Source organism: Caenispirillum salinarum (assembly GCF_044803115.1).
Lineage (GTDB): Bacteria > Pseudomonadota > Alphaproteobacteria > Rhodospirillales > Rhodospirillaceae > Caenispirillum > Caenispirillum salinarum_A.
In genome coordinates, this window is sequence record NZ_CP085224.1 from 150,662 (window position 1) to 163,865 (window position 13,204).

Annotated in this window: 12 protein-coding genes; 8 read left to right on the plus strand and 4 right to left on the minus strand. The window is 70.9% G+C overall.

The annotated features are described in order from the left end of the window. The first annotated feature begins 1 nt into the window (after position 1). Positions 2-937 carry an alpha/beta hydrolase family protein gene (locus LG334_RS00690; RefSeq protein ID WP_404382327.1) on the plus strand — a complete coding sequence of 312 codons (936 nt, stop codon included), beginning with the start codon at positions 2-4 and terminating at the stop codon, positions 935-937. Positions 938-1,073: 136 nt separating this feature from the next. Here the strand turns inward: LG334_RS00690 and LG334_RS00695 are convergent, their stop codons facing one another. Beyond that, positions 1,074-2,339: a murein transglycosylase A gene (locus tag LG334_RS00695; RefSeq protein WP_404382329.1), complete on the minus strand. Its 1,266-nt coding sequence runs from the start codon at positions 2,337-2,339 to the stop codon at positions 1,074-1,076. Positions 2,340-2,436: 97 nt separating this feature from the next. Beyond that, a complete protein-coding gene (locus tag LG334_RS00700; RefSeq protein ID WP_404382331.1) occupies positions 2,437-3,144 on the minus strand; it encodes a Tim44/TimA family putative adaptor protein in 708 nt (235 codons plus the stop codon). Positions 3,145-3,305: 161 nt separating this feature from the next. Here LG334_RS00700 and LG334_RS00705 point away from each other — a divergent pair, with 161 nt between their 5' ends. Both LG334_RS00705 and secB read left to right on the plus strand, forming a co-directional pair. Next, positions 3,306-3,902: an FxsA family protein gene (locus LG334_RS00705; RefSeq protein WP_404382333.1), complete on the plus strand. Its 597-nt coding sequence runs from the start codon at positions 3,306-3,308 to the stop codon at positions 3,900-3,902. 83 nt (positions 3,903-3,985) lie between these two features. Continuing rightward, positions 3,986-4,513: a protein-export chaperone SecB gene (gene secB / locus LG334_RS00710; protein WP_404382335.1), complete on the plus strand. Its 528-nt coding sequence runs from the start codon at positions 3,986-3,988 to the stop codon at positions 4,511-4,513. Between the two features lie 277 nt (positions 4,514-4,790). Here secB and LG334_RS00715 read toward each other — a convergent pair whose 3' ends face one another. After that, complete coding sequence (locus LG334_RS00715) at positions 4,791-5,552, minus strand: polymer-forming cytoskeletal protein (RefSeq protein WP_404382337.1); 762 nt, start codon at positions 5,550-5,552, stop codon at positions 4,791-4,793. 217 nt (positions 5,553-5,769) lie between these two features. On the opposite strand from LG334_RS00715, the gene LG334_RS00720 reads away from it, so the two are divergent. The 3 genes from LG334_RS00720 (at position 5,770) to LG334_RS00730 (ending at position 8,717) form a co-directional block, all read left to right on the plus strand. Beyond that, positions 5,770-6,171 (plus strand): hypothetical protein, encoded by a 402-nt coding sequence (locus LG334_RS00720; RefSeq protein WP_404382339.1) that lies wholly within the window; start codon positions 5,770-5,772, stop codon positions 6,169-6,171. Then, complete coding sequence (locus tag LG334_RS00725; RefSeq protein ID WP_404382341.1) at positions 6,168-7,055, plus strand: DUF1848 domain-containing protein; 888 nt, start codon at positions 6,168-6,170, stop codon at positions 7,053-7,055. The genes LG334_RS00720 and LG334_RS00725 overlap by 4 nt, the downstream gene beginning before the upstream one ends. Before the next feature lie 339 nt (positions 7,056-7,394). Further along, positions 7,395-8,717 (plus strand): methyl-accepting chemotaxis protein, encoded by a 1,323-nt coding sequence (locus LG334_RS00730; protein WP_404382343.1) that lies wholly within the window; start codon positions 7,395-7,397, stop codon positions 8,715-8,717. A gap of 31 nt (positions 8,718-8,748) precedes the next feature. On the opposite strand, the gene tsaD is transcribed toward LG334_RS00730, so the two are convergent. Then, positions 8,749-9,795, minus strand: a complete 1,047-nt coding sequence (gene tsaD, locus LG334_RS00735; RefSeq protein ID WP_404382345.1) for a tRNA (adenosine(37)-N6)-threonylcarbamoyltransferase complex transferase subunit TsaD — start codon at positions 9,793-9,795, stop codon at positions 8,749-8,751. Between the two features lie 54 nt (positions 9,796-9,849). Here tsaD and hemC point away from each other — a divergent pair, with 54 nt between their 5' ends. Beyond that, entirely contained in the window at positions 9,850-10,794 is a 945-nt protein-coding gene (gene hemC / locus LG334_RS00740) for a hydroxymethylbilane synthase (protein ID WP_404382347.1), read from the plus strand. 16 nt (positions 10,795-10,810) lie between these two features. Next, on the plus strand, positions 10,811-13,201 hold the full coding sequence (locus LG334_RS00745; RefSeq protein WP_404382349.1) for a uroporphyrinogen-III synthase: 2,391 nt from the start codon (positions 10,811-10,813) through the stop codon (positions 13,199-13,201). Positions 13,202-13,204: the final 3 nt, after the last annotated feature.

The following is a 13,204-nucleotide window of genomic DNA, read 5'->3' on the forward strand; positions in this document are numbered from 1 at the left end:
CATGGACCCTTGGCTGATCGGATGCCTGGCCGTCGTCGGCAGCCTTCTGGCGCTGGCCGTGGCGGGGCTGGTGCTCATCGACGTGGGCTTTCGCCCCGAGCGCGTCGCACCCGACACCCTGCCGTCGGACCTGGGCATGGCCTACGCCTCGGTGGAGCTGACGGCGGTCAACGGCAAGCGCCTCGCCGCCTGGTACATTCCTGCCCCCGACGGCGTGGCGCGTCCGGCCCCGGCCCTGGCGGTGCTGCACGGCTGGGGGTCGAACAGCGCCCAGCTTCTGCCCGTGGTGGCGCCCCTGCACCGGGCGGGCTATGCCCTGCTGATGGTCGACAGCCGCTGCCACGGCGGCAGCGATCGGGACACCTTCGCCAGCATGCCCCGATTCGCCGAGGACCTGGCGGCGGCGGTGGACTGGCTGCGGACCGAGCCGGAGATCGACCGCGACCGCATCGCCATCCTGGGCCACAGCCTGGGCGCGTGCGCCTCCCTCCTGCTGGCCTCGCGCCGTTCGGACCTGGCGGGCGTCGTCGCCATCTCCGCCTTCGCCGACCCGGAAACCATCATGCGCCGCTTCATGGAGCGCGTGCGCGTGCCCTACCGTCCCATCGGCTGGCTGGTGAACCGCTACGTGGAATGGCGCATCGGCTGGCGTTTCCGCGACATCGCCCCGCGCAACACCATCCGCCGCGCCCAGGCGCCGGTGCTGCTGCTGCACGGCGAAACAGACCGCGTGGTGCCCGTCTCCGACGCCTACGCCATCCACGCCAACCGCCGCACCGATGAAGACGTGAGCCTCATCGTCTACACCCGCTGCGACCACGACAGCGTCGAGCGCATCGAAGCCGCGGCGCCGCACATCCTGTCGTTCCTCGCCCGCGTCACCGGCGGCGGACCGCGCCCGCTTGCGCCGGCGCGCGAGGCGGAGCCGGCGGCGTGAGGGAGATAAGCGCCAAGCGCTTGGGCAGCCGCCCGAACCCGCCCGCAGGCGGAAGCCCCGGAGCCCCCGCTTTCTTTTTCTGAATGAAAACCGCAACGGCCTGCTCACGTCCCGCCGCGGCCGGCCGGGACCGCCCTCAGGCCCCCGTCCCCGTCGCCTTGGGCAGCAGCACGTAGTAGCGGCCGGTGCTCTTCATGCGGCCGGCGTGCTCCAGCGCAGCTTCGCCGGTGCCCCAGAAGAAGTCGCCGCGCACCTGGCCCCTGATGGCCGAGCCGGTGTCCTGGGCGACCATGAGGCGTTGCAGCAGCCGGCCGTCGGGGTCGACCGTGTCCAGCCACAGCGGCGTGCCGTAGGCGATGAAGCGCGGGTCCACGGCCATGGAGCGACGCGGGGTCAGCGGCACGCCCTGGGCGCCGATGGGGCCGGCGCCGGTGATCTCGCGGAAGAAGATATAGCGCGGGTTGGCCTGCATCACCGAATCCGCCTGGTCGGGGTTGGCCTTGAGCCAGGCGCGGATGTCCTGCATGGAGGCCTTGCCCGGTTCCACCAGCCCGCGGTCGAGCATCACCCGGCCGATGCCGACGAAGCCCCAGCCGTTGTTGCCGGCATAGCCGATGCGCGTGGTCGATCCGTCGGCCAGGGCGACGCGGCCCGAGCCCTGGATGTGCAGGACGTGCAGGTCCACCGGGCTTTCCGCCCACAGCAGCACGGGCGCCCGGCCTTCCAGGGCGCCGGTTTCGATCTCGGCGCGGGTCCAGTAGCGCACCAGTCGGCCATCCTCCACCCGGCCCACCAGGCGCGTCGACGGCAGGCTGTCATCGAAGGCCGCCGGATTGATGGTCACCAGGTCCTGGGGCACGCCGTACACCGGGGTCTGATAGGGGCCGCCCTGCTCCCGCGCCGCCTTCAATTCGGCTTCGTAATAACCGGTGAAGGTGCCCGGTGTGGCCGGGCCCTCATCGTCCGGCTTCCTGGCCGGATCGGCGACGGCGTAGGGCGCGAATTCGTCCATCAGCACCCGGCGCAGGGCCGCGTCGTCGCCCTTGGGCACGGCCAGCAGGGCGGCGCAGGCGGCGCGCCAGGCATCGGCGCCCGGCCACAGGCCCCTGGAGGGCTCGGCAAGGCCCGAGGGCGCGCTGTCGGGCCAGGCGTTGCGGGCGGCCATGCGCTCGCAACTCCGGTCCAGCGCCGGCAGCGCCTCGGCCACCGGGTCGGCGCCGAAGCCGGGCAGGGCCTCGAAGGACACCCGCGTCAGCACCGCCGTCGGCGGACCCTCGGCGGTGGGTTCGGGGGCGGGACGCTCCCCGCAGGCGGCGAGGGCGGCGGCAAGTCCGGCAACGGCCGCCGCCCGCCGGACGGCGGAAGACAGCCGGAAGGGCAGGGCGGCGGCGGGATGGCGCATTCTGGGAAATCCGCTCAGACGAACGGCCGCGGCCAGGGCCGCGGCCGATGGAGAAAAGAGGATGGGGCGAAGGCGGTCCGCCGCTCCGCCGGCCGGATCACTCCGGCGCGGTGGTGGCGACCAGCTTCCAGTTGGGATCGCCGCTGGTGACGTCGCGGGCGAACGTCCACACGTCGGTCACGTCCGTCGGGTGCTTCTCGTCGCCCTCGATGACGTTGCCGTCGGCGTCCAGCACCATGTTCAGCTGTTCCGACTGGAACAGCACGGTGACCATGGCGTCGTTGCCGCGCATGGCAGCCTCGCGGATCTCCAGCTTGGTGATGCCGAGGATTCGCGTCTCCATGGTCTCGCCGGCGGCGGCGCGCTGGTCGATGGCCCCGGCGAACCCCTGGTAGACCTCGTCGGCCAGCAGCGGCTGCAGGGTCTCCTTGTCGCCCTTGGCATAGGCCTCGACGATCATTTCGAAGGCGGCACGGGCACCGCGCAGGAAGCCGTTGGGCTCGAACGACGGGTCGCGGGCGTGGATGGCGCGGATGCCCTCCTCCTGCGGTGTCCCTTCGTAGGACCCCAGGTCCAGGTCCTCGGGCTGGGGCGCCTGCTGGCCGCGGCCGGGCAACTCTATGACGTTGCCGCGTTCCTCGGCGGGCGATTCGCGGCGGCTCATGCCCATGCGTTCTTCGGCGCGGCGACGGCGTGATTCCTCGTCGCCGGTGCGGCGACCGAGTACGCTGCGCAGGCGCAGAATGAGGAACCCCGCGACAAGCGCGAGGAAAATGATGTCGACGAACTGAATACCCTGGCTCATATGTCCGTTGCCGCTCCATCGTCGGGGCTGGACCCAAGTGCTTCCCTACGCTACATGGGACGGGCCGGGATAACAAAGCAAAGTCGTCCGCGACAGTCCGATGTTTGCGGCGGGGCAAGCGGTCCCTCCGTACATAAGCCGCGAAGGGACGCAGGGCAAGCATGCCACTCATTCTTCTGGTGCTTTTCATCGCCGTTCCCGTCATCGAGATCGGCGTCTTCATCCAGGTCGGCGGGCTGATCGGCCTGTGGCCGACTCTGGGCATCGTCATCCTGACCGCCGTGGCGGGCACGGCCCTGCTGAAGCAGCAGGGCCTGGCCGTCATGCGCCGCGCCCAGGACAGCCTGAACCGGGGCGAGATGCCCCTGCGCGAGGTGTTCGACGGCGCCTGCCTGCTGTTCGCCGGCGCGCTGCTGCTCACGCCGGGGTTCGTCACCGACGCCTTCGGCCTGCTGCTGTTCCTGCCGCCGTTCCGCGACGCGCTGCGCCGGACCATCGTCCCGGCGCTGGTCAAGCGCGGCAAGATGCACTACAGCGCCACCTACACCGACGCCGCCGGGCATCACCACCACCGCCAGTCGGGCGGCGGGGCCTTCGGTGCCGACGGGCCGGGCACGCCGGGCAGCGGGGCGGAGATCGACGGCGACTACCGCGACGTCACCCCCGACCGGCCCGAGGGCGCGGTCGGCCACCGCGACGACGGCGACGACGCACCGCCCGAGGACATGCCGCCGCGCCCCGGTCCGCCCCGCTCCTGACGGTGCCGGCCTACCCCGTTGCCTGTGCTGGCAGGGCGTGCTAGGCCTTCGGCAACATATCGACCTCAGGGAGACCGAGTTTCATGGCAGAGGAAAATGGCGCCGCCGGCGCGGCCGGCGACCAGCAGCAGCAGGACCAGCGTCCGGGCCTGTCCATCGCCGGGCAGTACATCAAGGACCTGTCCTTCGAGGTGCCGGGCGCGCCGCAGATCTTCAGCGAGATGAAGAAGGCGCCGGAAATTCCCATCAGCGTCGACGTGCAGGCCCGCCACCTGGGCGGCAACCACTTCGAGGTGACCACCCATTTCGACATCAAGGCCACCGTCGAGGGCAAGCCGGGCTTCGTGATGGAGCTGGTCTACGGTGCCGTCGTGCAGTGCACGGCGCCGAAGGAACACGTCCAGCCCATGCTGCTGATCGAGGCCCCGCGCCTGATGTTCCCGTTCGCCCGCAACCTGATCTCCGAGGTGACGCGCGACGGCGGCTTCCCGCCGCTGATGCTGCAGCCCATCGACTTCGTGCAGCTCTACCGCGAGCGCGTGGCCGCCGCCCAGAAGGCCCAGCAGGAAGGCGAGGGCGATCAGGGCGAGGACGGCGAACAGACCGCCTGACGCCTGCGTCACACGCCAGATGCGAAAGGCCCGGCCCCCGATGCGGCGGCCGGGCTTTTTGTTGTGAATTCGCAACGACCGGCGCGGTGGCCGGTACGGTCCGTCGCCTCACGGCTTGCACGGCCTCCTGGTGCCCTTGGTGTCCGGGTGGTCCCGCGAAACATGCGCCGACCGCTGATGCACGCGCGCGACGCGCTCTCTCCGCACAAAAAGGAAAGAGCGGACGCCGCGCCGGCATCCGCTCTCCTCTCTCGCCTCGGTCTTGCGCCGGTCGGGATCAGGTGCCGGTGGCGGCCGGGGGCGTGCTTTCCTTGTCGTCGGGCTTGGCCTTGGGCTCGGTCGTCTTGAGCGGCGACACCGGCGACGAGGACGAGGACGACGACGCGCCGCCACCCGCCGTCGCGGGCTTGCGGTCGCCGTCATCCAGCAGGTCGAGGGTGCCGGCCAGGCGGCCGCCGTTCTCCACCTCCAGCGCGCCGTAGCGGACCGTGCCCGAAATGCGGCCCGTGCTGCGCACCAGCAGGCGGTCGCGCACCGTCAGGTTGCCGTCGAAGGACCCGGCGACCTCGGCGGTGTCCACCGTGACCTTGCCGCTGAACACGCCGCCCTTGGCGATGGCGATGTGGTGGCTGTCCATCTCGGCCTCGATGGTGCCTTCCACCACCAGCGTGTCGCAGGCCGCGATTTCGCCCTTCAGCTTTATATTGGGCCCGACGATGAGGGTGTTCTCCGTCGAGCGCCGGTCCTCCGCCGGCGGCGCGGCGGGGGTGGACGCCGGTGCCGGGGCCTGTTCGCCGGTGGACTGCCCGGCCGGAGAGGATGACGACGGCTCAGGGCCGCCCTCGGGCTGCAGCCACGACGGGCGCGCCGATCCCTCGACCGGCTTGCCGCCGACGGTGGGGCCGCCGGGCCGCGGCGGATAGGGGTTGCTGCCCGGCCCCGCCGGCTGGGCCGGGGACGCGGACGACGACCGCGGCTCCTCGGCGCCGGACTGGGAGCCGGTGTTGGAGTGGTGATCCCTGCGAATCAACGACCGCATTTGCCAAAGCCTCCTGCCATGGATTGAAAGCCGCACCAGACTACCTTTCCCAGGCCGGCGATTCTGTGACAAGGATGGGGCAATACGCCGCCGAAAGTTCGGCGCGACTCGGCAGAATCCTTCGCTTCTTCGACGAACACCGAAGCGCCGGGCGGCGCCGTTGCGCAAGCCCGTCCGAGCCGCCATACTGGACCCCCACGCAAGGACAAGGGCAGGCATGGACGACGAGGACATCCGCGGCACCCGCGCCGGCCGCCGGCCGGCGGCGCCGGCGCTGGAAGCGCTGCTGGACAGCGGCTACGTCACGGCGTCCCAGTTCCTGCGCCACATGGACAGCGTGCTGGCCGACGAGGCGCGCCCCCTCTACCGCCGCTATGTGGGCGAGATCGACCCGCGCGAGCTGGTGGACATCGCCCGCCAGATCAGCCACTACCGCGCCAAGCACATCGGCGTGGCGCTCGCCATGGCGCAGAGCCGCAATCCGCCCAGCCGCCAGGAACTGGACGAGCTGAAGGACCTGCGCGACCGGGCGGAGGAACTGGAACGGGCGCTGGAGGCCATCAAGCAGGCGGTCGGCGCCGATCTCCTCAGCCTCAAGGGCCTCGCCCGCGACCGGTGATCATCTCGGCCAGCTACCGCACCGACATCCCGGCCTTCTACGGCGACTGGTTCCGCCGGCGCCTGGAGGCCGGGTTCGTGCGCGTGCCCAACCCCTACAACGCCGCCCAGGTCTCCACCCTTCCGCTGACGCCGGATGCGGTGGACGGCTTCGTGTTCTGGACGCGCAACGTCATCCCCTTCCTGCCGGTGCTCGACGAGGTGGCGGCGCGCGGCTTTCCCTTCCTGGTCCACCACACCATCCTGGGCTATCCCCGCGCCATCGACAGGGCCGTGGTCGCGCCGGAACGCGCGGTGGACGCCCTGCATGCGGTGCGGGCGCGATTCGGGCCGCGGGTGGCGGTGTGGCGGTATGACCCCGTGCTGTTCACCAGCCTCACCCCGCCAGCGTGGCACGCCGAAACCTTCGCACGGCTGGCGGAGGCCCTGGCGGGCGCGACGGATGAATGCGTCGTCAGCATCGCCCAGGTCTATCGCAAGACCGCCCGCAACATGGACCGCGCCGCCGCCGCCCACGGCTTTGGCTGGCACGATCCCGACGACGCGGAAAAGCGCGCGGTGCTGGAGGGTCTGGCCGCCCCGGCGCGGAGCCACGGCCTGGCGCTGGCGCTGTGCGGCCAGCCGCACCTGCGGGACCTGGCGCTGTCGGCCGCCGGAGTGGGGGAGGCCGCCTGCGTCGACGCTGCGCGCCTGTCCGACGTGGCGGGACGGCCGCTCAAGGCGCTTGGCCGGCCGCACCGCAAGACCTGCGCCTGCGCCGCCAGCCGCGACATCGGCGGCTATGACACCTGCCCCCACGGCTGCGCCTACTGCTACGCCGTGCGCAGCCCCGACATCGCGCGGGCGCGCCACAAGGCGCACGATCCGGCCGCCGACCGGCTGTGACCGGCGACGCCGCCTCACCTTTGGTGTCCGAAAGTTATAAAGTATACCATTCGGACTATTAACCAAAACCGCCGCAAACCTTTGCTGGTGCCACGTCTTTTCGCGCTGTTCCGCCGCAAAACCTTGCAAAACCCTAATTCCAGCGGGGAAATGCTGCGCCGCGAAAAGGTATATGTACCTTAGAAGGAATTCATGTAGGCAGCCGAGGCGTGTATCACCCCTGACTATTCGCGTTTATCCGGCGCTTTTTTGGTCCTCAATGGCCATGCGCCGGCCACTCCAGGAAAGGCCCGGTGCCCACAGTCCCGTCAAGAGGACGCCAAACCGGGGAGAAAAGTCATGGAACCGCAGACCCTGTCCGCCTTGCGCATCACCGACGACACCCATGCCGACCTCGCGCTCGCCCGCCCGGTGCTGGCGGCCCATGTCGACGAGGTGATCGACGCCTTCTACGCCTTCATCCTCGCCACGCCCGGCATGGCGGAGCCCTTCCGCGACCACAGGACGCTGGACCACGTGAAGGCGGCGCAGCGCCGCCACTGGATGGACTTCCTGTTCGCCGGCCGGTGGAATGCCGAGTACGAGAACAACTGCCGGCGCATCGGCGGCGCCCACGCCAAGCACGGCATCCCCCCGCGCCTCTACCTCGCCGGCTACAGCTTTTTCCTCGACGCGCTGACGGAACACGTCATCACCTTCTACAAGCGCAAGCCCAAGCTTGCCGTGCGCGCCATGAAAGCCGCGCACGCCGCACTGTTCCTCGACCTGACCATGAGCCTGGAAGTCTATTTCGAAATCGAAAGGACCCGCACCAACCGGGCCGTGGAAGGCCACAGCAACGACTTCCAGGGCACCGTGGGCGGCATTGTCGGCGGCTTGTCCGCCGCCGCCACCCAACTGGGAGCCTCGGCAAGAACCATGACCGGCGCAACGCAGACCGTCCGCGGCGAAGCCGCCAACGCCCGCAGCGCCGCCGAAAAGGCCAGCGAGAACGTGGAGGCGGTCTCGGCCGCCGCCGAGGAACTTTCGGCCTCCATCCGCGAGATCGAGCGCCAGGTCCAGGACATCTCCGGCCGCAGCCAGGCCGCCGACCGGAAGCTGGGCGACGCCCGCGCCGTTGTCGACCGCCTTCAGACGGCCGCCAACGACATCGGCCAGATCATCAGCCTGATCGAGTCCATCGCCAGCCAGACCAACCTGCTGGCGCTGAACGCCACCATCGAGGCCGCCCGCGCCGGCGACGCCGGCAAGGGATTCGCCGTCGTCGCCAACGAGGTCAAGGTGCTCGCAAACCAGACCAGCCAGGCAACCGGCGAGATCAGCGGGCTGATCGGCAGCGTGCGCTCGGCCGTGACCGAATCCGCCGATGCCATGCAGGAGGTCGGCGGCATCATCACCGACCTGACGGAAATCTCCACCGCCATCGCCGGCGCCGTGGTGGAACAGTGCGCCGCCACCGACGAGATCGTCCGCAACGCCCTGCAGGCCACCCAGCACGCCCGCGAGGTCCACACGGTGGTGGACCGCGTCGACACCGCCGCCGCCGGCGCCGAGACGGCCGTGGGCGAGGTGGACGCCGCCGCCCACACGCTGTCCGACCACGCCGGCACCATGTCCGACAGCGTCGGCACCTTCATCGGCAAGCTGAAGGACGTGGCGTAGGCGAGGCGAGGCGGGGCGGGGCGAGAGCCGGTCAGGCCTTCACAGCCCCCGCGCCGCGGCTCTTGGGCGCCTCGGGATCGAGCGGCCATCGCGGGCGGGGCCGTGTGTCCAGCGGGTCGGTGCGGCCCAGGCGCAGGTGCTCCAGTCCCGCCCAGGCGATCATCGCCGCGTTGTCGGTGCACAGGCGCAGCGGCGGCGCGATGAAAGGCAGGCCGGCCTCGGCCGACAACGCCGTCAGGCGGGCCCGCAGGGCGCTGTTGGCGGCCACGCCGCCGGCCACCACGAAGGCCGATCCCCGGAAGTCGCGCAGCGCGCGCTTCACCCGGTCGGCGATGGAGTCCACCACGGCCGCCTGGAATCCCGCCGCCAGGTCCGCCTTGTCGTGGTCGGAAAGCGGCCCAGGCGGCAGCTTTTCCACCATCTGCCGCACCGAGGTCTTGAGCCCGGAGAACGAAAAGTCGCAGCCCGGCCGCCCTTTCATGGGGCGCGGGAAGGGGAAGCGCGCCGCATCGCCGGCCTTCGCCGCCGCCTGCACCGCCGGGCCGCCGGGATAGCCGAGCCCCAGCATCTTCGCCACCTTGTCGAAGGCCTCCCCGGCCGCGTCGTCGATGGTGGTGCCGAGACGGCGGTATTGCCCGACACCCTCCACCGCCAGAATCTGGCAGTGCCCGCCCGAGACCAGCAGCAGCAGGTAGGGGAAGGCGACGTCGTCGGTCAGCCTTGCGGTCAGGGCGTGGCCCTCCAGGTGGTTGACCGCCAGGAAGGGCTTGCGGTGGACGGCGGCGATGGCCTTGGCCGTCATCACGCCGACGATCACCCCGCCGATCAGCCCCGGCCCCGTGGTGGCCGCCACGCCGTCGATGGCGTCGAAGGGCAGGGCGGCCCGTTTCATCACCTCGGCCGTCAGGCGGTCGATGTGGTCCAGGTGGCCGCGCGCGGCGATTTCCGGCACGACGCCGCCGTAGGGGCGGTGCTCCTCGAATTGGGAAAGCACCACTTCGGCCAGGATGTTGCGGTCGCCGTCGACAAGGGCGGCGGCCGTCTCATCGCAGCTTGTTTCGAGTCCGAGTACGATCATGACCGCCTATTTATCCCTTTTCACCATCGGGGTCAGCCCTTACAAATCCTGGTCATGACCACGCATCGCACGATTCGCATCGGCACCCGCGGCTCTCCGCTCGCCATGGCGCAGGCCCACGAGGTGCGCGACCGCCTCATCGCCGCCCACCCCGAACTGGCCGACCCCGGCCGGCTGGAGATCATCGACGTCAAGACGACGGGCGACAAGATCCTCGACCGCCCGCTGTCCGAGATCGGCGGCAAGGCCTTGTTCACCAAGGAACTGGACGACGCCATGCTGCGCGGCGACATCGAGATCGCCGTCCACAGCATGAAGGACGTCGAGACCAACATCCTCGACGGCATCGTCCTGCCGGCCCTGCTGCCGCGCGAGGACGTGCGCGACGCCTTCATGTGCCTGACCGCCAAGTCCATCGCCGAGCTGAAGCAGGGCGCCGTCGTCGGCACCGCGTCCCTGCGCCGCGGGGCGCAGATCAAGGCGCGGCGGCCGGACATCCAGGTGGTGAACTTCCGCGGCAACGTCCAGAGCCGCCTGCGCAAGCTGCACGAGGGCCAGGTCGACGCCACCATGCTCGCCATGGCCGGCCTCAACCGCCTGGGCATGGCCGAAAAGGCGACGGCGGCGCTGGAGCCGACGGAGATGCTGCCCGCCGTGGGGCAGGGCGCCATCGGCATCACCTGCCGGGAAGGGGACGCCGAGTCCATCGCCCTGGTGGAGGCGCTGAATCACCAGGAGACGTACATCTGCGTGACGGCCGAGCGCGCCTTCCTGCGCAGGCTGGACGGCTCGTGCCGCACGCCCATCGGCGGATGGTGCCGCTTCACCGGTCCCGATACCATTCGCTTCGACGGCCTGGTGGTGCGCCCCGACGGCACGGGGCTGCTGGAAACCTTCCGCGAGGGACCCGTTTCGGAGGCGCATGCGTTGGCCGATGACGCGGGGAAGGAGCTGAAGGCCCAGTGCGGCCCCGAATACTTCATCATGTCCACGGAATGAGGTGGAAAAGCCGCTGATGCGTGTCCTGATCACCCGCCCCCTCGCCGACGCCCGGACGACCGCCGACCTGATGCGCGACCGGGGAGTCGAGCCGGTGATCGAGCCGCTGTTCAGCATTTCCATCATTCCCGCCGCCAATGCCGACACCACCGACGCGCAGGGCTTCCTCATCACCTCGGCCAACGGCGCCCGCTCGCTGGCCGAGACGCTGGAGCGCGACCACCCGGAAGCCTTCGGCCTGCCGGCCTATTGCGTCGGCGAGGCCTCCGCCGCCACGGCGCGGGAGCGCGGCTTTTCCCAGGTGCGCAGCGCCGACGGCGACGTGACCGCGCTGGCCGCCCTGGTGCGCGCCAAGGCGCGGCCGGAAGACGGCGTGCTGGTCCATGCCGCCGGCACGCATGTGGCCGGCGATCTGTCGGGCCTGCTGGAGGAGGAGGGCTTCTCGGTCCGCCGCCAGCGCCTGTACGAAACCCGCCAAGCCGTTGCGCTGTCGCGCGAAACTGCAGACCTTCTTGCCACCAAGAGTGTCCACGCCGCGTTGTTCTATTCACCGCGTACCGCGAAAATCTTCGTGGACCTTGCACGCAAGGCGAAAGTGGCGGACGCTTGCGCGGACATCGTGGCGTACTGCCTGTCGCAGGCCGTGGCAGACGATCTGCGCCAAATCCCCTTCGCCCGCGTCCGGACGGCCGCCGAACCCAACCAGGATTCGCTCCTGGCGCTGTTCGACGCCGACCGGGCCGCCGGCGTGTTCGCTGATGCCGAGGGAGACATCGTCATGACCGACCGTCCGGAAAAGGACGCCAAGGAGACCGAGGACAAGGACACGGGCAAGCCCGCCGGAAAGGGCGGGGCCTCCGACACCGGCAAGGGCAAGGCGGACGCCGCCTCGCCCGCCAGCGGCAACGCGCCGGGCGGCTCCGGAAAAGGCAAGGGCGGCTCCGGCACGGCCAAGGGCGGCGGCAGGGACGCCGACACGGACAACGGCAAGGCCCAGGAGAAGGGCAGGCCCGGTTCCGACAAGGACGCCACCGCCGCGGGCGGCGTCGGCAGCGTGCCGCCGGCCACGGCCAGCACGAAGTCCTCGACCGCGACGGCAGGCGGCGGCTCCACCAGCACCTCGGCGGCGACGTCCTCACCCTCGACCTCGGGGCCGGGCGGCCCGGGCCGCACCAATGGCGGCCCCAACGGGTCGGGCCAGGGCGGCGGCCAGCCGGCGAAGAAGCAGGGGCACCCCGTGCGCAACACGGCCATCGGCGTCGGCGTGGTGATCGTCGCGCTGGCCGTTGCCTACGGTTCCATGCCCTACTGGCGCGACAACATTCCCGCCGCCTACCACGGCTTCCTGCCGCCGTACCCGCAGGCCGACCAGCGCCTGACCGAGGTGCAGGCGGAGAACGAGGCCCTGCGCGGCCAGGTCACCGACCTGCAGGCCCGCCTGTCGGACCTTTCCAGCCAGATCGGCAACATGCAGAACCGCCTGTCCGAGGTCGCCGACCGCCCTGCGGCCGCCGCGGAACTGCCGCCCGACGTGACGCGGCGCCTGGCTGACATGGAAAGCCAGCTTCAGGTGCTGTCCAACCTGGACCCGCAGGCGCTGGAGCAGGTGGCCGCCGCCGGCGAGGCCGCCGGGCAGGAGGTCCAGGCCCTGCGCCAGGAGCTTGGGGAGATCCGCCGCGGCACCGCCGATGCCTCCACGGTGCTCGCCATGCAGGAACGGCTCGACCGGGTGCAGGGCATGGCGCAGCAGATGGCCTCGCGCCAGGACACGGCGCTGGCCTTCGTGCTGACCACCGCGCAACTGCGCCAGGCCATCGACCAGGGCAATCCCTATGAGGCCGAGCTGCGCACCGTGCGCGCCATCGCCGACGAGATGCCCAAGGTCTCGCTGCCCGACGACGGCGTGCTGACCGCCCATGCCGAGGACGGCATCCCGACGCGCGAGATGCTGGCCGAGCGGTTCGACCGCCTGAGCGCCGACATCATCCGTGCCGCCGCCGCCCCCGACGACGCGCCGGCCTGGGTGCAGAAGACCGTCCAGCGGGTCATGGGTCTGGTCACCGTGCGCCGCACCGACGGCGAGGCCGTGGGCGACAGCGCGCCCGCCGTGGTCGCCCGCGCCGACAGCGCGCTCAACGCCGGCAACCTTCAGGCCGCCCTGAACGAGCTGTCCAAGCTGGAAGGCGAGGCCGCCGCCGCCGCGCAAGGCTGGATCGACGCCGCCCAGGCCCGTCTGGGCGCCGAAGACGTCGTCTCCGACCTGACGGCAGAGGCGCTGGCGCGCTTCGCCGCCACCGAGCGCGGCACCGACCCGTCCGACACCGGCGCAGGCACCGATGCCGGCGGCGGCGCGGCGGGGCAGGGCGCGGCCACCGGCACCAGCGGCGCAACCGGCACGGGGGGCTGATCC